The 24,553-nt window shown below is 64.5% G+C and carries 18 protein-coding genes; 7 read left to right on the top strand and 11 right to left on the bottom strand.

Going from position 1 to position 24,553, the window contains the following annotated elements:
• The first annotated feature begins 9 nt into the window (after positions 1-9).
• The 3 genes from IWX81_RS03495 (at position 10) to IWX81_RS03505 (ending at position 4,615) form a co-directional block, all read left to right on the top strand.
• Positions 10-1,197 carry an HRDC domain-containing protein gene (locus tag IWX81_RS03495; protein ID WP_199280429.1) on the top strand — a complete coding sequence of 396 codons (1,188 nt, stop codon included), beginning with the start codon at positions 10-12 and terminating at the stop codon, positions 1,195-1,197.
• A 74-nt stretch (positions 1,198-1,271) separates the two neighbouring features.
• Positions 1,272-2,468, top strand: a complete 1,197-nt coding sequence (locus tag IWX81_RS03500; protein ID WP_199279851.1) for a thiolase family protein — start codon at positions 1,272-1,274, stop codon at positions 2,466-2,468.
• Positions 2,468-4,615 (top strand): 3-hydroxyacyl-CoA dehydrogenase NAD-binding domain-containing protein, encoded by a 2,148-nt coding sequence (locus IWX81_RS03505; RefSeq protein WP_199279852.1) that lies wholly within the window; start codon positions 2,468-2,470, stop codon positions 4,613-4,615. The genes IWX81_RS03500 and IWX81_RS03505 overlap by 1 nt, the downstream gene beginning before the upstream one ends.
• A gap of 28 nt (positions 4,616-4,643) precedes the next feature.
• On the opposite strand, the gene IWX81_RS03510 is transcribed toward IWX81_RS03505, so the two are convergent.
• Positions 4,644-5,621, bottom strand: coding sequence for an aldo/keto reductase (locus tag IWX81_RS03510; protein WP_199279853.1), 978 nt, complete (start codon positions 5,619-5,621; stop codon positions 4,644-4,646).
• Complete coding sequence (locus IWX81_RS03515; RefSeq protein ID WP_199279854.1) at positions 5,618-6,001, bottom strand: MerR family transcriptional regulator; 384 nt, start codon at positions 5,999-6,001, stop codon at positions 5,618-5,620. The genes IWX81_RS03510 and IWX81_RS03515 overlap by 4 nt, the downstream gene beginning before the upstream one ends.
• A 148-nt stretch (positions 6,002-6,149) precedes the next feature.
• On the opposite strand from IWX81_RS03515, the gene IWX81_RS03520 reads away from it, so the two are divergent.
• The gene (locus tag IWX81_RS03520; protein WP_199279855.1) at positions 6,150-9,428 is read left to right on the top strand and encodes a S8 family serine peptidase; all 3,279 of its coding nucleotides are present in this window, start codon (positions 6,150-6,152) and stop codon (positions 9,426-9,428) included.
• A 47-nt stretch (positions 9,429-9,475) separates the two neighbouring features.
• Here IWX81_RS03520 and dxs read toward each other — a convergent pair whose 3' ends face one another.
• The 5 genes from dxs to dut form a co-directional block, all read right to left on the bottom strand.
• On the bottom strand, positions 9,476-11,416 hold the full coding sequence (dxs, locus tag IWX81_RS03525; protein WP_199279856.1) for a 1-deoxy-D-xylulose-5-phosphate synthase: 1,941 nt from the start codon (positions 11,414-11,416) through the stop codon (positions 9,476-9,478).
• Positions 11,417-11,425: 9 nt separating this feature from the next.
• Positions 11,426-14,242: an aconitate hydratase AcnA gene (gene acnA / locus IWX81_RS03530; protein WP_199279857.1), complete on the bottom strand. Its 2,817-nt coding sequence runs from the start codon at positions 14,240-14,242 to the stop codon at positions 11,426-11,428.
• A 170-nt stretch (positions 14,243-14,412) separates the two neighbouring features.
• Positions 14,413-15,174 carry a DUF3159 domain-containing protein gene (locus IWX81_RS03535; protein ID WP_199279858.1) on the bottom strand — a complete coding sequence of 254 codons (762 nt, stop codon included), beginning with the start codon at positions 15,172-15,174 and terminating at the stop codon, positions 14,413-14,415.
• A 14-nt stretch (positions 15,175-15,188) separates the two neighbouring features.
• Positions 15,189-15,812 (bottom strand): DUF3710 domain-containing protein, encoded by a 624-nt coding sequence (locus IWX81_RS03540; RefSeq protein ID WP_442977627.1) that lies wholly within the window; start codon positions 15,810-15,812, stop codon positions 15,189-15,191.
• Positions 15,806-16,297 carry a dUTP diphosphatase gene (dut, locus tag IWX81_RS03545; protein WP_199279859.1) on the bottom strand — a complete coding sequence of 164 codons (492 nt, stop codon included), beginning with the start codon at positions 16,295-16,297 and terminating at the stop codon, positions 15,806-15,808. The genes IWX81_RS03540 and dut overlap by 7 nt, the downstream gene beginning before the upstream one ends.
• Positions 16,298-16,374: 77 nt before the next feature.
• Here dut and IWX81_RS03550 point away from each other — a divergent pair, with 77 nt between their 5' ends.
• Positions 16,375-16,827, top strand: coding sequence for a DUF3093 domain-containing protein (locus IWX81_RS03550; protein ID WP_199279860.1), 453 nt, complete (start codon positions 16,375-16,377; stop codon positions 16,825-16,827).
• Here the strand turns inward: IWX81_RS03550 and IWX81_RS03555 are convergent.
• Positions 16,824-17,117 carry a DUF4193 domain-containing protein gene (locus IWX81_RS03555; RefSeq protein ID WP_199279861.1) on the bottom strand — a complete coding sequence of 98 codons (294 nt, stop codon included), beginning with the start codon at positions 17,115-17,117 and terminating at the stop codon, positions 16,824-16,826. The two genes, IWX81_RS03550 and IWX81_RS03555, sit on opposite strands and share 4 nt — an antisense overlap.
• Before the next feature lie 211 nt (positions 17,118-17,328).
• On the opposite strand from IWX81_RS03555, the gene sepH reads away from it, so the two are divergent.
• A complete protein-coding gene (sepH, locus tag IWX81_RS03560; RefSeq protein ID WP_199279862.1) occupies positions 17,329-18,345 on the top strand; it encodes a septation protein SepH in 1,017 nt (338 codons plus the stop codon).
• Between the two features lie 12 nt (positions 18,346-18,357).
• Here sepH and IWX81_RS03565 read toward each other — a convergent pair whose 3' ends face one another.
• A complete protein-coding gene (locus IWX81_RS03565) occupies positions 18,358-19,488 on the bottom strand; it encodes an alkaline phosphatase family protein (RefSeq protein WP_199279863.1) in 1,131 nt (376 codons plus the stop codon).
• A gap of 12 nt (positions 19,489-19,500) precedes the next feature.
• Between IWX81_RS03565 and IWX81_RS03570 the strand changes: the two genes are divergently transcribed.
• Positions 19,501-21,969: a DNA gyrase/topoisomerase IV subunit A gene (locus IWX81_RS03570; RefSeq protein WP_199279864.1), complete on the top strand. Its 2,469-nt coding sequence runs from the start codon at positions 19,501-19,503 to the stop codon at positions 21,967-21,969.
• Between the two features lie 31 nt (positions 21,970-22,000).
• Here the strand turns inward: IWX81_RS03570 and IWX81_RS03575 are convergent, their stop codons facing one another.
• Positions 22,001-22,936, bottom strand: a complete 936-nt coding sequence (locus IWX81_RS03575) for a siderophore-interacting protein (protein WP_199279865.1) — start codon at positions 22,934-22,936, stop codon at positions 22,001-22,003.
• A gap of 71 nt (positions 22,937-23,007) precedes the next feature.
• Positions 23,008-24,519, bottom strand: a complete 1,512-nt coding sequence (locus IWX81_RS03580; protein WP_199279866.1) for a carboxylesterase/lipase family protein — start codon at positions 24,517-24,519, stop codon at positions 23,008-23,010.
• Positions 24,520-24,553: the final 34 nt, after the last annotated feature.

Below are 24,553 nucleotides of genomic sequence, written 5' to 3' on the forward strand. Positions count from 1 at the left end.
CACGTCGAGGTGCACGTCATCGAGACCCGTGATGAATACCTCGAGGCAGTCGACGCGTTAGCTGCCGGCAACGGTCCCATCGCTATCGATGCAGAGCGGGCATCCGGCTACCGCTACTCACAGCGTGCGTACCTCATCCAGATCTTCCGCCGTGGCGCCGGCACCTTCCTCTTCGACCCTCCCGCCATCGGATCGTTCAGCGAGCTCAACGACGTCATCGCCGGCGAGGAGTGGATCCTGCACGCGGCCAGCCAGGATCTGACCTGCCTGAGGGAAGTGGGCCTCGATCCCACCCGCCTGTTCGACACCGAACTCGCTGCGAGACTGGCCGGGCTCCCGCGAGTCGGACTCGGCGCTGTTGTGGAGGACCTGCTGGGCATCCATCTGGCCAAGGAGCATTCTGCCGCCGACTGGTCGACCCGCCCCCTGCCGCAGGCCTGGCTGGTGTACGCGGCCCTCGACGTAGAGCTACTGGTCGACCTGAGGGAAGAACTCGCGAAGGTGCTCGAACGCGACGGGAAGACCGGTATTGCCGACGAGGAGTTCTCGTCGGTTCTCACTCGCGATTTCGTGATCGTCAGGCAGGAGCCGTGGAGGCGGTTGAGCGGGGTGCACGCCATTCGCGGCGGACGCAATCTCGCCATTGCCCGCGAGCTGTGGCAGTCGAGAGACGCGTACGCCCGCGAGATCGACACGGCACCGGGTCGACTCGTTCCGGATTCTGCTCTCGTGGCAGCCGCACGCATGCTGCCGGAAACCAAACGCGATCTCGCCGCACTCAAGGAATTCACCGGTCGCGCCAGCCGTTCCCAGATCGACCGCTGGTGGAACGCCATCCAGGCAGGAATGGCCAGCGATGACCTCCCCGTACTGCGCGTGGCCAGCGATGTACTGCCGCCACCGCGGGTGTGGAGCGACAAGAATCCGGATGCCGATAGGCGCTTGAAGACTGCTCGCGCCCGCATCACCGAGGTTGCCACGGAGATGGCGATTCCCGTCGAGAACATGCTGACCCCCGAGCTGCTGCGACGCGTGGCCTGGCATCCTCCGGCCGAGGCGGATCGCTCCGGTATCGCGCAGACACTGACCGAACTGGGCGCGCGACGCTGGCAAATTGACGCAACATCACAGGTAATCGCCGATGCCTTTGTGGAAGCCAGCCAAACGCCTGAGCAGTCGCCCGAATCCGAGTCGTAGGAACAGTCAAAGGATTCCGGGCCGAAAATCCGCAAGCCTAGGATCGATAACGACCTAAGGAAAGTGGAGGCATCGTGGCCAAGCAAGCTGAAGTTGTATTCGTCGATGGAGTCAGAACCCCGTTCGGCCGGGCAGGCGAAAAGGGCATGTACTGGAACACCAGGGCGGACGATCTGGTCGTGAAGGCCATGATCGGACTGATCGAGCGCAACCCCTCGATCCCGAAAGACCGGTTCGACGACGTCGCCATCGCTGCGACGACACAACAGGGCGATCAGGGCCTGACGATCGGCCGCACGGCGGCACTGCTGGCCGGCCTGCCGAAGTCTGTTCCTGGATTCGCGATCGACCGCATGTGTGCCGGCGCCATGACCTCCGTGACCGCGATCGCTGGCGGTATCGCCTTCGGCGCGTACGATATCGGCATCGCCGGCGGTGTCGAGCACATGGGTCGACACCCCATGGGATTCGGCGCAGACCCTAACCCCAGGTTCCTCTCGGAGAAGCTCGTCAGCGGCGAAGCGCTGAACATGGGAAACACCGCGGAGCGCATCCATGACCGTTTCCCACACCTGACGAAGGAGCGCGCCGACCGGTTCGCCTTCGCCAGCCAGCAGAAAGCGTTCGCCGCTTACGAGAACGGCAAACTCCAGCCCGACCTCGTTCCTGTGGCAATCAAGAGCGAGGCAGGATGGGGGCTGGCGACGCGCGATGAGGCGCTCCGCCCCGAGACCACACTCGAGGGACTCGCGGCCCTTCGCACGCCGTTCCGCCCCCACGGCAGGGTGACAGCGGGCAACTCCTCCGGCCTCAATGACGGCGCAACCGCGAGCATCATCGCGAGTGCCGACGCTGCGAAAGAATTCGGCCTCACGCCGAAGATGCGCATGGTGAGCTTCGCCTTCGCCGGGGTCGAGCCCGAAATCATGGGAATCGGCCCAGTACCGTCGACCGAGAAAGCGCTGCGCAAGGCGGGGCTGACGATCAACGACATCGGGCTGTTCGAACTCAACGAGGCCTTCGCCATCCAGGTGCTGTCGCTGCTCGACCACTTCGGCATCGACGACGATGACCCCCGCGTCAACCAGTGGGGCGGCGCCATCGCCATGGGGCACCCGCTCGCATCATCCGGTGTTCGACTGATGATCCAGCTCGCCGCACAATTCGCCGAGCACCCCGAGGTGCGCTACGGACTCACCGCCATGTGCGTCGGCCTCGGCCAGGGTGGATCCGTCATCTGGGAGAACCCGAACTACAAGGGAAAGAAGTAATGACCGTGACCACCGACACCACGACCGCCGAGTCATTCGCGAAGATCGCCTCGCTCGATCCCGACGAGGTCATGACCTATTCGTTCGTCAGGGACATCCCGATCTCGGGGGGCAAGACCCTGGCTCTGCTCACCCTCGACAACGGAAAAGACCACACCCGCCCGAATACTCTTGGACCGAAGACGCTGCTGGAGTTCGCTCGCGTGCTCGACGAGCAGAAAGCACGCGCGGCACGGGGCGAGATCCACGGGCTCGCCGTCACCGGAAAGCCCTTCATTTTCGCCGCCGGCGCAGACCTCTCGAAGGTGAGCGAGCTGCCCGACCGCGAGACCGGCAAGCAGATGGCGCAACTGGGCCACTGGGCTCTCGGCAAGCTGAGCGAGCTGGGCGTGCCCTCGTTCACCTTCATCAACGGGCTCGCGCTCGGCGGCGGAGTGGAGATTCCCCTCAACTCGAACTACCGCACCATCGACAGCTCGGTTCCGGCGCTCGCGCTTCCCGAGGTCTTCCTCGGGATCATTCCCGGATGGGGTGGCGCGTGGCTGCTGCCCAACCTGATCGGAATCGAGAACGCGCTCGAGGTAGTGATCTCCAATCCCCTCAAGAGCAACCGGATGCTCAAAGGCCCGCAGGCTTTCGAGCTCGGCATCGCCGACGCGATGTTCGGACCGGCCAACTTCATCGAGGACTCGATCGCGTGGGCCGACGGCGTCATCAACGGCTCCACGAAGGTCAAGCGCCCGAACGAGCCCGGCAAGATCGAGCGCGCCGTCAAGTGGGACATCGCCATCGGGATCGCCCAGAAGACGCTGGAAAGCCGGATCGGCAAGGTCGCGCAATCGCCATACCGTGCTCTCGAGCTGCTGAAGGCCGCCAGGAACACGGACAAGAAGACCGGATTCGCTGCAGAAGATGAGGCTCTCGCCGATCTCATCTCCGGCGACCAGTTCCACGCGAGCATCTACGCATTCAACCTCGTGCAGAAACGCGCGAAGCGACCAGCCGGCGCCCCCGATAAGGCCATTGCTCGCAAGGTGACCAAGGTCGGCGTCATCGGCGCCGGGCTCATGGCGCGCCAGTTCGCGCTGTTGTTCGTGCGCAGGCTGCAGGTGCCCGTCGTCATCACCGACCTGGACCAGGGCGCGACGGATGCCGGCGTTGCCGCCATCCACAAGGAGATCCACGACCTGCTCGAGAAAGGCCGCATCTCCCCCGACGAGTCCAACCGGCTCACTGCCCTCGTCACCGGCACCACGAACAAGGCCGATTTCGCGGATTGCGACTGGGTGATCGAGGCGATCTACGAAGAACTCGAGGCCAAGCAGAACGTGTTCGCGGAGGTGGAGAAGTTCATCTCCCCCGAGGCCGTGCTGGCCACGAACACGTCATCCCTGTCGGTGGAGCAGATCGGCGCGAAGCTCGAGCATCCTGAGCGTGTCGTGGGCTTCCACTTCTTCAACCCCGTCGCGGTGATGCCGTTGATCGAGGTCGTGAAGACGCCGCACACCAACGACGAGTCCCTGTCCACCGCCATGGTGACAGCGGCGGCACTGCGCAAGAATGCAGTGATCACCCGGGACACGCCCGGCTTCGTGGTCAACCGCATCCTGGCCAAGGTGCTGGGTGAAGCCATGCATGCCGTCGACACCGGCACGCCGTTCGAGGTCGTCGAAGAGTCGACGCGACCCTTCGGGCTGCCGATGACGCCGTTCGAATTGCTGGAGCTCGTCGGGCTGAAGGTCGGCGCCCACGTGCTCGACACCCACCACAAGGCGTTCCCGGACCGCTTCTTCGAGAGCGCGAACCTGCACAGGCTCGCAGAACTCGGCCACATCTTCGAGCGCGACTCCAAGGGCAAGATCAAGGGAATCGACAAGGCCGCGCTCAAGATCGTCAAGGGCGGCTCGACACCGATGACCGCCTCCGAGCTCCAGGTTCGCATCGAAGACGGCCTCGCCGACGAGATCCACCGCATGCTCGACGACAACGTCGTGGCAGCGGCCGAAGACATCGACCTGTGCCTCATCCTCGGAGCGGGCTACCCGTTCCAGATGGGTGGAGCAACGCCCTACCTCGACCGGGTCGGAGCGTCGGAGCGTGCCTTCGGTGGCACGTTCCACACCCCCAAGATCGTCGGTGTGAAGTAACGGTATGACGTAGCCGTCGGCCGCGTCGCTACTTATTGAGCGGCGACATGTCCGCGTAGCGGTCGCCCTCGGGAGCCTGAAGGTTTCCGAGGGCGACCAGCTGCTCGACCGAGAGCGTCAGAGCATCTGCTCCCACGTTCTCTTCGAGATAGCTGATGCGCTTGGTGCCGGGAATCGGCACGATGTCGTCGCCCTGGGCCAGTAGCCAGGCGAGCGCGACCTGGCCCGGGGTGGCGTCGAGTTCTCTCGCTACCGCATCCACCTGCTCGACGATCCGGATGTTCGCTTCGAGATTGTCACCCTCGAATCGGGGGTTGCTCCGCCGGAAGTCTGTGTCATCGAGCTGGTCGAGCGACCTGATGGTACCGGTCAGGAACCCGCGACCTAGGGGCGAATACGGCACGAACGTGATGCCGAGCTCGCGTACCGCCGGCAGGATTTCCGCCTCAGGCTCGCGGCTCCACAACGAGTACTCGGTCTGCACTGCCGTCACAGGATGCACGGCATGCGCACGACGGATCGTGGCTGGTGCCGCCTCTGACAGCCCGTATCCGCCGATCTTTCCCTCGGCGATGAGCTCGGTCAACGCTCCGACAGTCTCCTCCACCGGCGTGCCAGGGTCCATCCTGTGCTGGTAGTACAGGTCGATGTGGTCGGTGCCGAGCCGCATGAGCGAGCCCTCGACCGACAGTCGCACATTCTCCGCACTCCCGTCGAGACCACGACTGCCGTCGCCCCTGTGCAGTATCGTGCCAAACTTGGTGGCGATGACGATCTCATCACGTCGACCTGCGATTGCCTTCGCGAGCAGTTCTTCGTTGATGTATGGCCCATAGATCTCTGCCGTGTCGAAGAACGTCACCCCGAGTTCGATCGCGCGATGGATGGTGCGGATCGACGACGCATCGTCGAGAGCGGCTCCGGTGTAGAACGCGCTCATGCCCATCAGGCCGAGCCCGATCCGGCCGATCTCCTGTGCTGTGGTGCCGAGGTCTACCTGCTTCATGATGGGTCAACTTTCTCTCGATAGATCGAAATCTTGGTGTCGATGGCCGCGAGGCTCTGGGTGATCTCATCGAGCTGAGCCAGCACGCTGACGCGATGGCGCAGCAACAACTCCATGCGCGCTTCCGACGTACCGTCACCGGCTCTCGCCAGCTCGACGTACTCCCGCACCGTCGCGATAGGCATCCCCGTCGAGCGGAGCTTCGTGAGAAAGCCAACCCACCTCACATCCAGATCGGAGTAGCGACGATGGGTCGACGGTGCCCGATCCACGGGCACGAGCATGAGGCCCACGCGCTCGTAATACCTGAGCGTGTGGCTGGACAGCCCGGTCGCCTCAGCTGCTTCTGAGATGGTGCGCCCTGGGTCGATGATGGTCATGACTTCAGGCTAGAACTTAGAGGGCGCTCTAAGTCAAACCTCGATATCGAGGCTGGGTCGCTGAGCATCAATTCTGAACGTGGATGTATCACGCGACCCACGGACAACCTCCTTTCCAGCAACAATCGCTCTCTCCTGGAGGTCTCCCATGACTGCAATGCTGCGCGTCGATGTGTACTTCGACGACATCCCCGTTCCCGATGCCAGCGTGGAATTGCGGTTCCGCCACTCCGGCGACGCCCGGCCGTTGGACTTCCTCAGCACGTCAGGGGTGTACCGCGGTGAGAAACTCCCTGTCGGCTCTGCGACGCTGCTTGTCCGGCATCCGGATTTTGACGATCAGTCGAGACAGGTGACTCTCGGAGAGGGAGAGAACGCCCAGCTGGTGCTGTTGGCCCGGCCAGGCACTCGCACGTTCTTCCGCGAGACTGTGCGGGTGCCGGTCACCGCTGAGCCCGATCTCATTGGGGTCACCCTCGCGAGGTCGCACCGCGAGAAGGGGCTGGATGCTCGAGCTGCCGACCTGCAACTCGACGAGGAGCCGCTTCCCGAACTGGCCCATCGGGCCGGGATGAGGCTGTACCGCGCCGGGCAACCCCTCCACGAAATCCTGCGCAGGCTCGACGACCTCGACGAGGTCGAGCACGCCGGCGCCGTCGTGGTGCGTGACCACGAAGGGTTCAGTCACCTCACCCGCGACATCGTCGTGCAATTCAGGGGACCTCGCCGAGAAAAGGCCGCAGCTATCGCGCGAGAGCTGGACTGCGTTCTGACCCGCGAACTTCCTTATGCGAGCACCACCTTCGTGTTCCAACTGCAGCGTGGAGCGTCGCTGGACTCCCTGGATATCGTCGAGAAACTTGCGTCCCGCGATGACGTGGCATGGGCCGAGCCGAGCCTCGCGGTGTCGCCACAGGTCGACTCGGTCAATCCCACGGACTTTCTCTTTCCCGGCGCCTGGGATCGCATCCTCGTCGGCTGTCCTGATGCGTGGCAGATCCTGCAGGACAACGGCCTCCAGACCTTCGGCGACCCCAACATCCTGCTCGCCGTCTGGGACTCGGGGGTGCAGGAATCCGGCGGCGTGCCAACCAATGCCGACTTCACCGGGTCGCTGACGAACGGCCAGCCGAAAGTTTTCGCATCGTTCGACTTCGAGAACATGGTCGCCAACAACAACACACCGTGGAGTAATCACGGCTCCGGCGTCGCTGGAGTCTCGGTGGCGAGAGCGAATAACGTCGCGCCCTCTGGCGGCGGTTTCGGGGTCGCCGGCGCTGCACCGAATGTGCAGATGATGAGCATCGTCGGCAGGACACCGCATGTCGACCTTGAGGTGTCCGACCAGTACGTTTGGATGGCCGGGTTCGACCCTGCCAGCCCGCTCACCGGATTCCCGGCACCCCTGAGTCGCGGGGCCGATGTAATCACCTGCAGCCTCGTGCCCGGTGCAGGATCACCGCTTTCCGGCACGGCCCGGGCCGCGCTCGACTTCGTCACGACTTTCGGTCGTGGCGGGCGGGGCACCCTGTGCTTTTTCTCGACGGGAAACCAGAACCAGAACAACGTCACGGCGCGCCCCTGGGGTGCCTATGAGAAGGCCTTCGGCATTGGCGGTACGACTCTTGCCGACGACGGGGTGACCGAGGTGCGCGCGGCACTTTCCGGCTGGGGAAGCATCGCACTGTCGTCCCCCACCGAGGACTACTCAGGCATCCACAACCCCCCGACGGGCTACATGACGTGGGGAGCGTCACATGCGGGGCAGGGCAACCTGCCCAGCTACGCGCAGATCACGACGTCGATGACCGCCGCCAGCGCTGTCGGGGCGACGACCATCACCGTGGCCAGCGTCACGGGTCTTGCCGCGAACCAGGTGATCCATCTGGGTCAGATCGGCGCAAACGGCAGTGAACCGGCGCAGATAGTGTCTGTCAATGTCGCCGCCGGGACTCTCGCTGTGCGCGGATTCTCCGGCGGATTCTCTGGCGGACTCCTCAACGCCCACGCCAACGGCAGCGCGGTCACCCAGGGTCCAGCAGGTCACACCAATGCCTTCGGCGGGACGTCGTCGGCTACCCCGCTCGCCGCCGGCGTGGCCGCATTGGTGCTCTCGGGCAGGCCGAATCTCACCTGGGTCCAGGTGCGGCAGGTGCTCAGAGATACCGCCGTGCGATTCGATCTGACAAACACCGATCCGGTCGGACAGTGGCTGGATGCCGCCGGCAACCCGTCGGTGAGTTCGGGAATGCCGGCTGTCCGCAGTGGCTGGTACGGCTATGGTCGCATCAACGCTGCCGCCGCTGTCCAGGGTGCCATCAGCTTCGGCGCCCTGCCCGACATGGTGCTGCGTGACAACATCGCAGACACTGGCAACGTGCCGTCGGCGTCGGCGTTCTGGAACACTCCGGATATATGGTGCCGCACGACCGCACCCGCGGCCGACCCGGGGGCGCTCGCTGCCTCGTACGCGATCGAAGGCCCTCACGAGAGCCCGATCCGCGGCCAGGCCAACTGGATCTATGCCCGAGTAAAGAACCGCGGCCCCGTTGCCTCGAACGAGGCATGGGTACGCCTGTCGGTCACACACTGGCCCGGCACCGAATTCATCTGGCCGAACTCCTTCATTCCGACGAACGGCCCAGGCGACCCCATCCCGTCGCCGATGGCCCACGGCACGTACTTCATCGGGGAGGTGAAGGTCGGCCCGCTGGCGCCCGGTGCCGAGCAGACAGTATCGATCGAATGGCCGGCATCTCTCATCCCACCCGACTCGGTGACGATCTCCGGATCACCGGTGAAGTGGCACCCCTGCCTCCTGGCCGAACTCACCCCGCACGACGGACCGCTGCCCACGGGCACCCATGTCTGGGACGACAACAACCTGGCTCAGAAGAACATCTCGATAGTTGATGCCGACGCCGGGGGTGGCGACTTCGCCGCGGGATTCGTCATCGGCCAGGAACTCAACGGTGCGGCATCCCTATGGCTGGATATCGAGCGCGGCGATCTTCCGGAGTCGGTGCAGCTCTACCTCGACCTTGTGGACCCCGTGTTGAGACGACGGATTCGCGTAGTGACAGAGCGACAGACCCGGGAGCCCGTCGAGACCTCGCGTCGATTCGGCCCCACTACCGGCTCGGGGACCCTCGTTCTCGAGCGCGCGATCAAGGGAATCACGCTCACACGACGACAGGCCTGGTCCCTGGGCTTCCTGGACGGCCGAGAGGTGGTGTTGCTCGATCCGGTGAAGCGGGTTCGGGTGCCGGTGCCCGCACCCGCCGACCGCCTGACACTTCTGGTGCTCGGCGGCATCATCGCCCCGAAAACAGCCACCGGTAACTACGAGGTGGTGGTGGTGCAACGGGACGATACGGGCAACGTCGACGGCTCGGTGGGCTTCGTCATCAGGGTGAAGAACGGTTGACCCTGCGGCTGCGAGGGGCTGAACGGGCTGAGGATGAGACCGGTGACTCAGTCACCGCGAACCGGCGACTCCACGTCGGACTCGGCGGGTAGGGGGCGAGCAACCGGGAGCTTGCTCCCCAGCACCTGCTCGACGACTCCCCTGGCGATCGCCTGGGGCGTGAGCCCGACGAGCTCGAGAATGTAATCCCGGCTGCCGTGCGGAAGGAACTGGTCGGGAAGTCCGAGCTCGGTCACCGCGGTATCGACCCCGGCGGCCCTGAGATCCTGGCGGATGCGGGTGCCGATGCCGCCGACGCGAACACCGTCTTCGATCGTGATCACGAGCCGGTATTCGGCGGCGAGATCGATGACGCCCTGGGCCACGGGAACGACCCAGCGCGGATCGATGACCGTGGCTCCGATGCCCTGGGCTTCGAGCCTGTCCGCCACCTCGAGGCCGGTCTTCGCCATGGGGCCGACCGTGACGATCAGGACGTCTTTGTTCTCGGTCTCGCGCAGTACATCGACGCCGTCGTCTGTGCGACGAATGGCCTCGAACTCTGTGCCCACGACGCCCTTGGAGAAGCGCAGAACCGTCGGGCGGTCATCCACCCGCACGGCTTCTCCCAGCTCCTCACGAAGGCGCACAGCGTCTCTGGGGGCCGCAATCATGATGTTGGGAACGACCTGCAGAATCGCGAGGTCCCACATGCCGTGGTGACTCGCGCCGTCCGGGCCCGTCACACCGGCCCTGTCGAGCACAAATGTCACGCCAGCCTCATGCAGCGCCACATCCATCAGCACCTGGTCGAACGCCCGGTTGACGAACGTGGCATACATGGCGACCACAGGATGCAACCCGCCGAACGCCAGGCCAGCGGCCGAGGTCACGGCATGCTGCTCCGCGATGCCGACATCGAGCACGCGTTCAGGGTATTTCTCGGCGAACTTATGCAGCCCCGTAGGCCTGAGCATGGCGGCCGTGATGCCCACGAGTCGCGGATTCCCGTCGGCGAGCTTCACGATCTCGTCGGCGAACACGGAGGTCCACGATGGCTTGCTCGCCACATCGATGGGCTCGCCGGTCTCTGGATCGATCTGCCCGACGGCGTGGAACTGGTCTGCCGTGTCGAGCAGAGCTGGCTGGTAACCACGGCCCTTCTCCGTGATCGCGTGCACGATCACGGGGGCGCCATAGTTCTTCGCCTGCTGGAGGGCTTCGGTCAGGGCCTTGATGTCATGGCCATGGATGGGCCCGAGGTACTTGATATCGAGGTTGGAGTAGAGCGCCTCGTTGTTCGTCAGGCGCGACAGGAAGCCGTGCGTTCCACCGCGGATGCCGCGATAGAGAGCCCGACCTGGAGCCCCGAATTTGTGGAACGCCGTCTTCGTGGTCGAGTACAGGTTGCGGTATGAGCGCCTTGTGCGAACGTCGTTGAGGAAGTGCGCCATCCCACCGATCGTCGGCGCGTACGAGCGACCGTTGTCGTTGACGATGATGACGAGGTTGCGACTGTTGTCGTCGCTGATGTTGTTCAGAGCTTCCCAGGTCATACCGCCGGTGAGGGCGCCATCACCGACGACAGCGACGACATGGCGGTCTGACTGCCCCGTCATCGTGAACGCACGGGAGATGCCATCGGCCCACGACAGCGAACTCGACGCGTGCGAACTCTCGACGATGTCGTGCTCGGATTCGGCGCGCTGCGGGTAGCCCGCGAGTCCACCCTCCTCCCGGAGGTGGCTGAAGTCCTGACGCCCGGTGAGGATCTTGTGTACGTAGCTCTGGTGGCCGGTGTCGAACACCATCGCATCGTGCGGCGAATTGAACACCGTATGCATGGCGATCGTCAGTTCGACGACTCCGAGGTTCGGGCCCAGGTGACCGCCTGTTTTCGAGACCTCACGGACCAGGAACTCACGGATCTCCGCCGCAAGCTCGACAAGCTGCTCAGGTGAAAGTTTGTCGAGGTCACGAGGGCCACGGATTTCCTCGAGAAGTGTCATGACGCCAGCCTAAACGAGACTCCTGAGCACGTACTGCAGGATGCCGCCGTTTCGGTAGTAGTCGGCCTCGCCGGGGGTGTCGATTCGCAACACCGCGTCGAATTCGATAACGGACTTGCCCGCAGCCGAGTGCTCACTCGGCGTCGCCGTGACGTGCAGCGTCTTCGGAGTGGTGCCCTCGTTGAGCTCTTCGACACCGGCGATCTCGACGATCTCCGTGCCGTCCAGACCGAGCGAAGCCCAGCTCTCACCGGCGGGAAACTGGAGGGGCAGCACTCCCATGCCGATCAGGTTGGACCGGTGGATGCGCTCGAAGCTCTCCGTGATCACAGCCTTGACCCCGAGCAGCGAGGTTCCCTTGGCTGCCCAGTCGCGGCTCGAACCCGAGCCGTACTCCTTGCCACCGAAGATGACGAGGGGCGTGGACTGCGCCGCATAGTTCTGCGCAGCGTCGTAGATGAACGACTGCGGGGCATCCGCCTGCGTGAAGTCGCGGGTGTATCCGCCCTCGACCCCATCCAGCAGCTGGTTCCTGAGGCGGATGTTCGCGAAGGTTCCGCGGATCATCACCTCGTGGTTGCCCCGGCGCGAGCCGTAGGAGTTGAAGTCGCCTCGAGCGACGCCGTGCTCCTGGAGGTAGGCGCCGGCAGGGCTGTCGGCCTTGATGTTTCCCGCGGGGCTGATGTGGTCGGTCGTGACAGAGTCGCCGAGCTTCGCAAGCACCCTCGCACCCGTGATGCTGGATACCGGGGTCGTCTCGAGCGTCATGCCATCGAAATACGGTGGGCGGCGCACATACGTGGACGCGTCGTCCCACTCGAACACCTCGCTGTCCGGCGTCGGCAGCGAACGCCAGCGCTCGTCACCGTCGAAGACCTCTCCGTATTCTTTGAGGAACATCCCGGTGTCGATGGACGTGTCGATCGTGCGCTGCACTTCTGCGGAGTTTGGCCAGATGTCCTTCAGGTAGACCTCGTTGCCGTCGCTTCCCGTGCCGAGCGAATCGGTCTCGAAGTCGAAGTTCATCGAACCCGCGAGAGCGTATGCGATGACGAGCGGCGGTGAGGCCAGATAGTTCATCTTCACGTCGGGGCTGATACGACCCTCGAAGTTGCGGTTACCGGACAGCACCGCGGTCACGGCGAGGTCGTTCTCGTTGATGGCCGCCGTCACCTCGTCGATCAGCGGACCGGTGTTCCCGATGCAGACCGTGCAGCCGTAGCCGACGGTATAGAAGCCGAGGGCTTCGAGATCGTCGGTGAGTCCAGCCTTGGCGTAGTAATCGGTGACGACCTTCGAGCCAGGCGCCAGTGTCGTCTTGACCCACGGCTTCGACGTAAGGCCCTTCTTCACAGCGTTGCGGGCGAGAAGTCCTGCGGCGAGCATCACGCTGGGGTTGGAGGTGTTCGTGCACGATGTGATCGCGGCCACGGCGACAGCACCGTGGTCGAGCGTGTAGTTGAGCCCTCCCGCAGTCGTGACCTTGACGGGCCGCGAGAGGTCGCCAGGCGCGTGGCTGGTGTGGCTGTGCGAGTGCTCGTGAGCCTTGCCTTCGTCTTCCGGCGTGAAGCTGATGGGATCAGAGGCAGGAAAGCTGCCGTCATTGGCGGCATCCACCACGGTCATGTCCTGCGTGGTGTAGTCACCGAGGTCGATAGCAAACTGCGACTTCGCGTTGGTCAGTTCCACGCGATCCTGCGGGCGCTTGGGTCCGGCGATCGACGGCACGACGGTGGCGAGATCCAGCTCGAGATACTCGCTGAAGTCGGGCTCGGCCTCAGGGTCATGCCACAGCTTCTGCAGCTTGGAGTACGCCTCGACGAGAGCGACCTGGTCGTCGGTGCGACCGGTCAGTCGAAGGTAGTCGAGCGTTACGTCGTCGATGGGGAACATCGCGGCGGTCGAACCAAACTCCGGGCTCATGTTGCCGATGGTGGCGCGGTTGGCGAGGGGAACTTCGCTCACGCCGGCCCCGTAGAACTCCACGAACTTTCCGACCACGCCATGCTTGCGCAGCATCTGGGTGATGGTAAGTACGACGTCGGTGGCGGTCACGCCGGTCGGGATAGACCCGTTGAGTTTGAATCCGACGACCTTCGGGATGAGCATCGAGACAGGCTGGCCGAGCATTGCGGCCTCGGCTTCGATGCCGCCGACGCCCCAGCCGAGCACACCGAGGCCATTGACCATCGTGGTGTGCGAGTCGGTGCCCACGCAGGTGTCGGGGTAGGCGCGCAGCGCTCCGTCGACAGAGCGGGTGAACGTGACGCGGGCGAGGTATTCGATGTTGACCTGATGAACGATGCCGGTTCCCGGCGGAACGACCTTGAAGTCATCGAACGCGGTCTGTCCCCAGCGGAGGAACTGATAGCGCTCGCCGTTGCGCTCGTACTCGATCTCGACGTTGCGTTCGAGGGCGTTCTCGCTTCCGAAGAGGTCTGCGATGACCGAATGATCGATGACGAGCTCGGCCGGGGCGAGCGGATTGATCTTGTTGGGGTCTCCACCGAGCGCCCCCACGGCCTCACGCATCGTGGCGAGGTCGACGATGCACGGCACGCCCGTGAAGTCCTGCATGATCACCCTGGCGGGAGTGAACTGGATCTCGGTGTCGGGCTCCGCGGTGGGGACCCACGATCCGAGTGATTCGATCTGAGCCCTCGTGACGTTTTTGCCGTCTTCCGTGCGCAGCAGGTTTTCGAGCAGCACCTTCAGGCTGAACGGTAGCTTGGCGAAACCGGGGACCCTATCGACTCGGAACACCTCGTAGTCGGTCGAACCGACTGTGAGCGTGTCCTTTGATCCGAAGCTGTTCACTGCCGACACTGTCGTCTCCCTTGCTGAACCCGTGATGTCCGCGGGTGCCCTGCCATTTTTACTGCCAGGGGCATCGAATACCACCAAGGCAAGCCTAAGACCGCTCGAGCATTGGAAACCATGCTGTTGCGATCAAAACTATGTTGATATCGAGATAAATATAGCACCGCGTGCGCGTGTCAGTGCGCTTCTTCGCTCGACTGTCGACGATAGACGGTGCGCATGAGCAACCAGGTGACCCAGAGTGCGGCGGCATAGAGCGGAACGCCGAGGATGAGCTTCAGGGTGGCGAGAGCGTCGACGTTGCCCGCGAAGTACAGCGGCACTTCGATTCCGAGCCTCAGGCCGAAAACCCCGCACCACAGGAAGGTGGCGATGAGGGCCACGCGGAACTTCGCTTTGTCCGCCCGCCAGCCTCCGCCCTCACCGACGATCAGAGAGGCGATCACGCCGATCAGTGGCCGTCGTACCGCGATGCTGATCACCAGTGCGACCAGGGATACACCGTTGATGAAGAATCCGAGCAGGAAGTTGTCTTCGGCGCGGCCGGTGATCAGCGCGAGTCCGGCAGAGAGCGCGAGCCCGATCACCCCGGCAATGGCCGACGTGAACGGCGATCTCGTCACGATCCTCACCACGACGAACGACACCGCGATTCCGAGGGGAATCAGCACAGAGACGAGAAGGTCGCGAGTGATCGTGTAGACGACGAGAAACGCGAGCCCGGGCAGAATGGACTCCACCAGTCCCCGCACTCCGCCCATCGCCGTAAGCAGTGCACCGCCGCTCGGCGTCTCACCGGGCGAGACTGCTCCGAGCCCAGAACGACGGGCGGCCGCGGCGAACGTCTCGGCTACTGAGGCGGTGTCGCTGTCGGTGCCGTTAGTACTGCCGTTCTCGCTGTCGCGCGGGGCTTCGCCCGGACCGCGTTCATCGGTCATGCCCGTGTCTCCGGTCATGCCTGGGCGGCAGCCGGCCCGGTCGCCGGCATGCTCAGGGGAATCAGGTCGCGAGGCGGCATGGGTGTGTTGCCGCGCACTACCACGATCGAACGGAAGAGATCCTCGATCTGTGCCGCGGCATCCCCACCCGCTGCACCCTCGCCGGCAATGACCCCGCGAAGGAACCACCTGGGGCCGTCGACCCCGATGAAGCGCGCCACTCGGCTGCCGCCGGGCTGGCCCGCTGCCACCGGGATCTCCGCCTGGACTTCGGGACCGAACGGGCCGTCGGCAACCTTCGTCGTCCCACCCTGCTTATGGATCTGGTCGACGATCTGCTGACGGATCTCGTGCCAGAGGCCGCTAGAGCGCGGAGCCGCGAACGGCTGCACCTGGAGGGTCGAACCCGCGTAGTCCAGCCCGACGGCCACGACCCGCTTGCTGCCCTCCTCCACCTCGAGTCTGAGGTGCAGGTCGGGCCGTGGCAGGATTTTCACTCCCCCGAGATCGACGTAGGGCCTGACGGCGTTGGCTTCGCTCTCGTCGAGGGGTCCCGTGGTCGCCCGATCAGCCGGAGCTGACTTCGGCTGATCTTCTGATGGGGCTTCGCCCTGGTCTGGTGCGATATCACTCACGATGTAGCTCCTGGTCGTGTTGGGTCGATGTCTGATTCGTCGACGACGGTGGTGGGTCTCACGCCGGTCGAGCCGAAGCCCGATCCGCCGCGGTGGCTTCCGGGAAGGGAGGCCACCCTGGTGAATTCCGCCCGTGCCACGGGCATGACGATGAGCTGGGCGATCCGGTCTCCCACCTCGATGGCGAAAGGATGCTCGGTGTCGGTATTGAGGATGGTGACCCTGATCTCACCGCGGTAGCCGGCATCCACGGTCCCAGGGCTGTTGACGATGGTGATCCCATGGCGGGCAGCGAGACCGGAACGGGGTACGACGAACGCTGCGAATCCGTTCGGAAGGGCAATGCTGACACCCGTACCCACGGTGGCTCGAGCTCCGGGTTGCAGAATGTGCTGCTCGGCGGAGTGCAGGTCTGCGCCGGCGTCACCGGGATGGGCATACACGGGAGTCTCACCGCTCGCGATGAGCACTTCGATGTTCTCGGCCACGAGTCGAGGCTAGTGCAGAACCCTGCGCGGCCCATGATCGTGCGCAGCGTCCCATCCCCGCGGTGTCTAATAGAGAGGTGACCATCTATCGCGAAAAGTTGTGGCCCGCTCCCTGGCTGTTCATCAGTACGGCCCTGGTGATACCGGCCAGCCTGCTGGTGTTCCTCCCCATCAATATCTTCGTCGGGGTGGGTTCAGCAATCGCGCTCTACCTGCTCTGCCTCGCCGGGCTACTGCTATCCGCCACGAAGATCGAGGTCACGCAGTCCGAACTGATCGCCGGTAAGGCCCGACTTCCCATCGAGATCATCGGATCCGTCGACGGATTCCGCGGAGCCGAGGCAACCCTCGAGAGGGGCCAGCGGCTCGACGCGAGGTCGTTCCTGGTGATTCGAGGATGGGTGGATCCTGTCGTCCGGATCGAACTCGTCGACCCGAACGATCCGGTGCCGTACTGGCTGGTCTCGACCAGGAATCCTGAAAAGGTTTCCCAGGCGATCGACCAGGCCAGGACGAACTCGACTGCCTAGGCTGCACACTCCAGGCAAATCGCACCGAGCTTGGTCGTGTGATCGACCTGCGAGCGGTGCTTCACCAGGAAGCACTCGACGCAGGTGAACTCGTCGGCCTGGGCCGGGAGCACCACGACGTCGAGGTCGAGGTCTGAAAGATCGGCCCCGGCAAGCTCAAAACTTCCGGGATTGTCTGCGTCGTCCGAGTCGATCGACCCTGACGTCTTGTCCGGAACGCGCTCCTTCAGTGCCTCGATCGATTCTGAATCGTCGTCGGTCTTTCGGGGTGCGTCGTAATCGGTTGCCATGCCCATCCACTTCTGTCAGCGTCTCGTTTTTGAAGTTCTTTAACGAAATCGCGGGGACAGTGTGCAACAAACAATCTGGAATAGCAAACCACTGGGCCCCCGTGAGCTTCGCGCTCTGCGTGCAACTTGCGGCGCGCCCGTTCTATTCCCACGAATCACCCCGATGCCGTGCGATCCTGACAGCAAATATCCACGGCTGGAGGGCTTCAGCATGCAGGACCTGCGAGTAATCGGAGTAGAGAGCGGCGCGCTGCTTGCCGTCGCTGACGACGGAACCAGATTCCGGATCCCCATCGACGAGCTGATGCAGTCGAAACTGCGTCAGAGCGTGCCGGACCCCGGCTCAGGGCCGAAACTGTCCCCGCGCGAGATCCAGGCACACATCCGTTCGGGAATGTCGGCACAGGATGTCGCGTCCATCACCGGAGCATCGTTCGAGTACATCCAGCGCTTCGAGGGCCCGGTCATCGCTGAGCGGGAATTCGTCGTGCAGTCAGCACTCGGCGTGCCGGTGAAGGCCACAGCGGATACCGATCCGATGAGCCTGGGTCGCAACTTCGGCACCGTCATCCGGGAACGCCTGCACGAACTCGGTGCAAGCGACGAGCGCTGGGCGAGCTGGAAAGACCCGGAGACGGGCTGGGTCGTCAAGCTCTCGTTCACGGCCAAGGAGATCGATCACGACGCCCGCTGGGGCTTCGATCCGAAGAAGCAGTCCCTCACTCCGACCAACAGCGAGGCTGTCACCCTCTCCCAGCAGGGAGACGCCAGCGGCAGCATGATGCCGCGACTGAGGGCGGTCAGCGAACCCGCCCCCGATTCGGCTGACTCGGATTCGTCGCGCTTCGACAGTGGGGCGTTCGCGCTCAGCGAGTCGCAGCAACTGTCGACGACCACGCCGTCTGCTCAGGATCCCGTGTCCATCAGCAGGGGCCGCACCGATGAGCCCGTGCAGGGCAACCAGACCTCCGACCTGCTCGAGGCCCTCCGACGCCGACGCGGCGAACGGGAGAGCGCGAATTTCGATGATGCGCAGTCCCGCGCCTCGCATCCGTCGACGGGCTCGATCAGGATCGTCGACGTGCAGATGGACCTGTTCGATGACGAGTCTGAGGATCCGGTGCGCACCACGTCTCCCCAGCCGGCCGTCCGCCGAAAGTCACGAGCGTCGATGCCGAGCTGGGACGAGATAGTATTCGGCGCCAGGCCGGACGACGACCCCGCATGACGCGAGGGCTGGTCAGGCGAACGCGCCGAATCTGAGCAGAGGCACTCGAGACTCTGCGGGTGACCACGAACCGTGCTGGGCGACCATGCCGCGGCCGGACGGATTGTCGATGCGACCGTCGTAGTACGCGATTCCCTTGCGTGCTGCGACCAGGACGTCCCCGATGCGCGGAAGCACCTCCTCGCTGACGTCGCCGAACCACCCGGCCGCCACTGCCTCCGTGCGGGTCGCGATCCAGGCGCGACCGCCCTCAACCTCACGCCAGCGTGCGATGGTGGCCTCACGCTGCGACTCTGTTGCGCCGGGCTCGAAGTAGAGCTGGAGGCAGCGCGGCTCCCCCGCCATGAATCTCACACCGTCGAGAAGCTCGCCGTCCACCAGTACGTGGGCATGCGGCGGAATATCGAGGAGTCCGTGGTCCGCTGTGACGAGCAGGCCGTCCTTCGGCCCGAGAGAGACCACGAGGTCACGCACAGCGGCATCCGCCGTTTCGAGTGCCGATGTCCACTCTCTCGACTGCCAGCCGTGTGCGTGGCCGGCCTGATCGAGTTCGGGGACGTACACGTAGATGAGCTTCGGTGCGCCGACGGTGGCGATCTCGGTCGAGGCCGCCGCCATCCGATCTGCTATCGACGCGGCCGGCACATACCGCGCACCCCGCAGGACAGCAGCGGTGAAGCCGGAGTTGCGGTATCTCGCGGGCCCGATCACTACGGGATCCCGCCCCTGGGCCCTGGCGGTTTCGAACAGGGTGGGCACCCGTTGCCACGTCGCGGGATCGATCAGGGCGTCCCAGCCCGACAGCTGGTTGACGACGCGGTCATGCGCGGCATCCAGCACGCTGTATCCGACCATTCCGTGCTGGCCCGGCTTCACGCCGGTGGTCAGCGTGGCGAGAGCCGCGGCTGTCGTGGTGGGGAATCCGGACTCGATCACGGACTTCGATGTCATGGCGCCGGCAAGAGTTCGAGCGTGCCCTGAGCTGGCTTTCAGGATGTCGGCGCCCAGCCCATCGATCAGCACGACCACCGCGTTCCCGACCGCGGGCAAGGCCAGGCGATTCTCCTGCCCGTTGACGGCATCGAGGCAACTTCGCAACACATCGGCAAGGCTCAATCCATCAGGTTTGGGCGCCGGTAACATGGGGGCAATCTTATGGCTACTCCCGAAAACCACACCAACATCGCTGCCTCAGGCGAGCGCATCGAAGACGTCGATGTCACCACCGAGATGCAGGGCTCATTCCTCGAGTACGCATACTCGGTCATCTACTCCCGCGCGCTGCCCGATGCCCGCGATGGTCTCAAACCCGTGCAGCGCAGGATCCTGTACCAGATGTCGGAGATGGGGCTTCGCCCTGACCGTGGCCATGTGAAGTCATCGCGCGTTGTCGGCGAGGTGATGGGAAAGCTGCACCCTCACGGCGACGCATCCATCTATGACGCGATGGTGCGTCTGACGCAGGATTTCGTGCTGCGCGTGCCGCTGATCGACGGACACGGAAACTTCGGCACGCTCGACGACGGTCCGGCAGCTCCCCGGTACACGGAGGCGAGGCTCCACGCCACGGCCCTCGCCCTGACCGAGAACCTCGACGAGGACGTCGTCGACTTCATCCCGAACTACGACAACCAGTTCACCCAGCCCGAAGTGCTGTCTGCGGCATTCCCGAACCTGCTCGTCAACGGCGCGAGCGGCATCGCCGTCGGGATGGCCACCAACATGGCACCGCACAACCTCATCGAGGTCGTGGCCGCTGCGCGGTACCTGCTGGAAAACCCGGCAGCATCGCTCGACGATCTCATGGCATTTGTGCCCGGCCCCGACCTTCCCACGGGCGGCACGATCGTCGGCCTTGACGGCATCAAAGACGCCTATGCCAACGGCCGTGGAGCCTTCAAGACGCGGGCGCGGGTATCGGTCGAGCCGATCACCGCCCGCAAGATGGGCCTCGTCGTGACCGAGCTCCCGTTCCTCGTCGGCACCGAGCGAGTGATCGAGAAGATCAAAGACGGGGTGAACTCCAAGAAGATCAGTGGCATCTCGGATGTCACGGACCTCACCGATCGCAAACACGGCATGAGGCTCGTCATCGGGATCAAGACCGGTTTCAGCCCGGATGCCGTGCTCGAGCAGCTGTATCGACTCACCCCGCTCGAAGACAGTTTCAGCATCAACAACGTCGCGCTCGTCGACGGCGGCCCGCGCACCCTGGGACTCAAGGAACTGCTGCAGGTCTACCTCGACCACAGGCTCAGTGTGATCAGGCGCCGCAGCCTCTTCAGGCTCGCTCGGCGCAAGGAGCGGCTGCACCTCGTGGAAGGGTTGCTCGTCGCGATCGTCGACATCGACGAAGTGATCCAGGTCATCAGGCAGAGCGACGACAGCGAACAGGCTCGAGCGAGGCTCATCGACGTCTTCGACCTCAGCGAGATCCAGGCCGAGTACATCCTCGAACTCAGGCTCCGACGACTCACCAAGTTCAGCCGGATCGAACTCGAAGCCGAAGCCGAGAAGCTCAGAGCCGAGATCGCCTACCTCGAGGAGCTGCTGGCAGATCCGGCGCGCATAGCTCGGCTGGTGTCTGACGAGCTCGAAGAAGTCGCTGAGCGCTTCGGAACGCCGCGGCGCACTCTGCTCACCGAAGCCAGGGCATCGATCGCCACGACAGCCGCGTCGCGACGGAACCCCGTCGTCCTCGAAATAGCGGATGCCCCATGTGAGGTAATCCTCTCGACGACGGGTCGCGCCATCCGGGTCGACGTCGCAGCGGGCACCGGTGACGAACCGGTGGCCGAGCAGCCCGCGAGGCGGAGGTCGAAACACGATGCGATCCGCTCCCGGCTCATCACCTCCAGCCGCACGGAGATCGGCGCCATCACAAACCTCGGCCGACTCATCCGGTTCACCGCCGTCGACCTCCCGAGCGTGCCATCCAATTCGATCCAGCTTGCCGCCGGCACGAAGATCACCGACTACCTCGCTGTCAGCGGCAAGGAGACGGTGGTGGGGATCGTGTCCCTCGACTCGGAGATACCGATCGCGCTCGGAACGCGCCAGGGCGTGGTCAAGCGGGTGATTCCCGGGTCGTGGCCCTCCCGGCCAGATGTGGAGATCATCGCACTCAAGCCCGGCGACCAGGTGGTCGGAGCCGCCCATTCGGCAGACGCAGACGAGTTGCTCTTCGTCACCACCGACGCGCAACTGCTCAGATTCGGATCGGCGCTCGTGCGGCCACAGGGTGTGGCGGCCGGCGGAATGGCCGGCATCACCCTCTCGAAGACGGCATCGGTCATCTTCTTCGGATCCGTTGATCCCTCCAGCGACTCTGTCGTTGCCACGGTGTCGACGTCGACCGCCACCATCGCTGGTACGGATCCGGGGCGCGCGAAGGTATCGACCCTGAGCGAATTCCCCGCGAAAGGCCGAGCGACAGGAGGCGTGCGAGCGCACAGCTTCCTCAAGGGAGAAGATTCCCTCGCAATAGCCTGGGCTGGTTCCGCACCAGCGCTGGCCGTGGCCGCCGACGGCACCGTGCGCCACCTGCCAGAAGCGGGGGCTAAGCGTGACGCATCGGGAAGTCCGCTGGACGGAGTGATCGGCTCAATCGGCTCCGCCCTCTAGGAGGGCAGCCTGAGCCGAACGGATTTCGTGATCAGGCCTGGCCCTCGGACGCACCGCGGCGCCAGTACCCCATGAACGCGACGCTGGAGCGATCGAGTCCCAGTTCGCCCACCAGCAGACGTCGGAGACGCTTAACAAGTGTTGACTCCCCGGCCACCCAGGCGTAGACCTCCCCGGCCGACGATGCTGGCGAACTCCAGGGCATAGCATCGTCGTCGTCGGAAGAAAGGGATCGAAGATCGGTGGCAGAGGGAGTCCGCACACCGTGGAGGGTGCTCTCACCCCAGGCACGCACTGCACCATCGATGTCACCGGTCATCCAGGTGACATCGGCATCGGCGCGCGACACGACATCCTGCGCATCAGCGGCCGTTGGTACCAGGATGAACGCCTGAGCCCTCACGCCCGTCGGAAGTGACTCCACAATCGAGCAGATCGCGGGTGCTGACGTTCCGTCCCCCACCAGGAGAAGGTCGCGGGCCGCCCCCGGCCGCCAATCGATACCCGCTGTCGATGTCTCGCTGCGGGCATCCGGACCGACGATGACGATGTTGTCACCGAGGGATGCGGTTGCGAGCCACTGGGCGGCCGGACCGCCGTCGCCGTGCCACTGGAAATCGACATCCAGTTCGTTCAGTTCCGGTCGGATCCCCCTGACCGTGAAGGTACGGATTGGGCTGCGCTTCGCATCGGGCAGTGCTCGCCACTTCTCGAACCAGCCGCCGGTCATCATGCAGTGATCGTCGTCCGCACCGAGGTCTGAGGCACCGGCACCCGGGAGCGGGAACATCAGCTTGATGCGCTGGTCGAGCCCGTGAGGTGCGAAGAACCTGAAGTCGGAACTGACGAATGTCACCCTGCGGAAGCCCGGGCTGAGCTCGACGATCCGGGACACCACCGCCGTATACGGACGGTATGGGGCTCTGCTGTCGCGATCGATATCCAGCGCCGCAGGGAAGGTTAGCATTACCTAAGTAAAGCACGAGATCCCCATGAAGCCCAGTCTGCGGGAGCAGCAGCGACCGTGGTCGTCACCGGTCAGACGTGCGGCACGAATTCCTGCCAGGCCCTGCGCCTGTCCCCGCGTGGATCCTGCTCGATCGCGTCGACGACATCGATGACCAGGGTCCTGCGGCGGCGTGACGTGTACTTCGGCCAGTCCACCACGGCGCCGTCGCGCGCGAAACTCACCCAGTGATCCTGCATCCGCACTCCCGCGCGTTTGAAGGCCCTCCTGCCGCCCAGCGAGCCCATAAACCGGCCGAACGTGCCGTCCATCCTGTCGAAGAGCGCGAACAGGTCCAGCCCATGAGTCGCATCGTAGCCGGCCCACCGCACGAGTCTCGGTGCGATGTCGAAGCGATAGAAGTGCACGGGGGCGAACCGGGCATGCCGCTCCGCCACTTTCACCGAGGGGAACCAGAACGCGTAATCCCCGCCGAAATCTGCGGCCGCGCGACGAGCCGGCAAGCCGGGATAGAGAGCCTTGAGCGCCTTGCGCGAGCGTTTGCGCGTCCTGGCGAAGATGGCCCGGATGCGCGGCGGGGTTGTGGCGAGAATGTCGAGCCTGCCCGTGAAGAGCGAACCCTCGCGATCGTTGGTACCGATGATGAGGGGAACCTGATGGGCGCGCCCGGCCTTGAACGCATCCAGGGGTCGTTCCGGCAGGAATTCACCATCGATGACCGGGCACAGCGCAATGGTCCCCGGGTGCCGATCCGGAGCGAGCAACTGCATCCTCGTCGTCGCCGTCACGATGTCGTCCACGCTCGCGGTGGAGAGGAGCCTGCCGGCCTCGTCGGGCGACGTGCTGTCTGTGCTTGAATCATCGGCCACCTCGCTCAGCAGTTCCAGGAACTCCCCGGCCCACTGCGCCGTCACGTCACTCGGATAGACGGCGTTCGCGGGCGAACTCTGCGCAATCGCCCTCGCAAAGAGGCCGCGGGCGCTCGGAACCGTCATGAGGGTCGTCACCGCATTGGCTCCCGCCGACTCTCCGAACAGGGTGACATTCGCCGGGTTTCCCCCGAATTGTCGGATGTTGTCACGCACCCACTCCAGGGACGCCACGACGTCCCTGAGCCCTAGGTTGCATTCGAGCGGCCGTTCCCGTGTCGAGAAACTGCTGACGTCGAGAAATCCCAGTGCACCGAGCCTGTAGTTCATGCTCACGAAGACCACGCCCCGTCGGACCAGCACCTCGCCCTGGTGACGGATCTCGCGTGACGAGCCGACACTGTACGCGCCGCCATGCACCCAGACCATCACCGGCAGCCCGTCGCCCTGCGGAGGCGCTATGACATTCAGCGTCAGGCAGTCCTCGGAGATGGGAACGTGGGATGCCGGTCCGAGAAACTGCCCATTGCGGTCCTGCGGGGCCACGGCGCCGAAGTCCGTGGCGTCGAGGACGCCCTCCCACGGCCTGACGGGCGCGGGGGCACGGAACCTGAGTTCGCCGACCGGAGGTGCCGCGTACGGGATTCCCCGCCACATCCTCAGCCCTCGCCTGACCGCGCCTTCGACGATGCCGCCGGTTGTCTGGACCCTCACCCGCGCATTCTACGGAGCGAGTGTGGACGGGCGA

The sequence above is a fragment of the Salinibacterium sp. CAN_S4 genome, from assembly GCF_015752305.1.
In the GTDB taxonomy this organism is placed as follows: domain Bacteria; phylum Actinomycetota; class Actinomycetes; order Actinomycetales; family Microbacteriaceae; genus Rhodoglobus.

Excerpts from the sequence above, each read along its gene's own strand:
- IWX81_RS03510 (WP_199279853.1), bottom strand. The coding sequence starts at position 5,621 with ATGAAGCAGGTAGACCTCGGCACCACAGCACAGGAGATCGGCCGGATC.
- dxs (WP_199279856.1), bottom strand. The coding sequence starts at position 11,416 with ATGACACTTCTCGAGGAAATCCGTGGCCCTCGTGACCTCGACAAACTT.
- sepH (WP_199279862.1), top strand. The coding sequence starts at position 17,329 with ATGCAGGACCTGCGAGTAATCGGAGTAGAGAGCGGCGCGCTGCTTGCC.
- IWX81_RS03515 (WP_199279854.1), bottom strand. The coding sequence starts at position 6,001 with ATGACCATCATCGACCCAGGGCGCACCATCTCAGAAGCAGCTGAGGCG.
- IWX81_RS03505 (WP_199279852.1), top strand. The coding sequence starts at position 2,468 with ATGACCGTGACCACCGACACCACGACCGCCGAGTCATTCGCGAAGATC.
- IWX81_RS03570 (WP_199279864.1), top strand. The coding sequence starts at position 19,501 with ATGGCTACTCCCGAAAACCACACCAACATCGCTGCCTCAGGCGAGCGC.
- IWX81_RS03565 (WP_199279863.1), bottom strand. The coding sequence starts at position 19,488 with ATGTTACCGGCGCCCAAACCTGATGGATTGAGCCTTGCCGATGTGTTG.
- IWX81_RS03555 (WP_199279861.1), bottom strand. The coding sequence starts at position 17,117 with ATGGCAACCGATTACGACGCACCCCGAAAGACCGACGACGATTCAGAA.
- IWX81_RS03575 (WP_199279865.1), bottom strand. The coding sequence starts at position 22,936 with ATGCTAACCTTCCCTGCGGCGCTGGATATCGATCGCGACAGCAGAGCC.
- IWX81_RS03535 (WP_199279858.1), bottom strand. The coding sequence starts at position 15,174 with ATGACCGATGAACGCGGTCCGGGCGAAGCCCCGCGCGACAGCGAGAAC.
- IWX81_RS03520 (WP_199279855.1), top strand. The coding sequence starts at position 6,150 with ATGACTGCAATGCTGCGCGTCGATGTGTACTTCGACGACATCCCCGTT.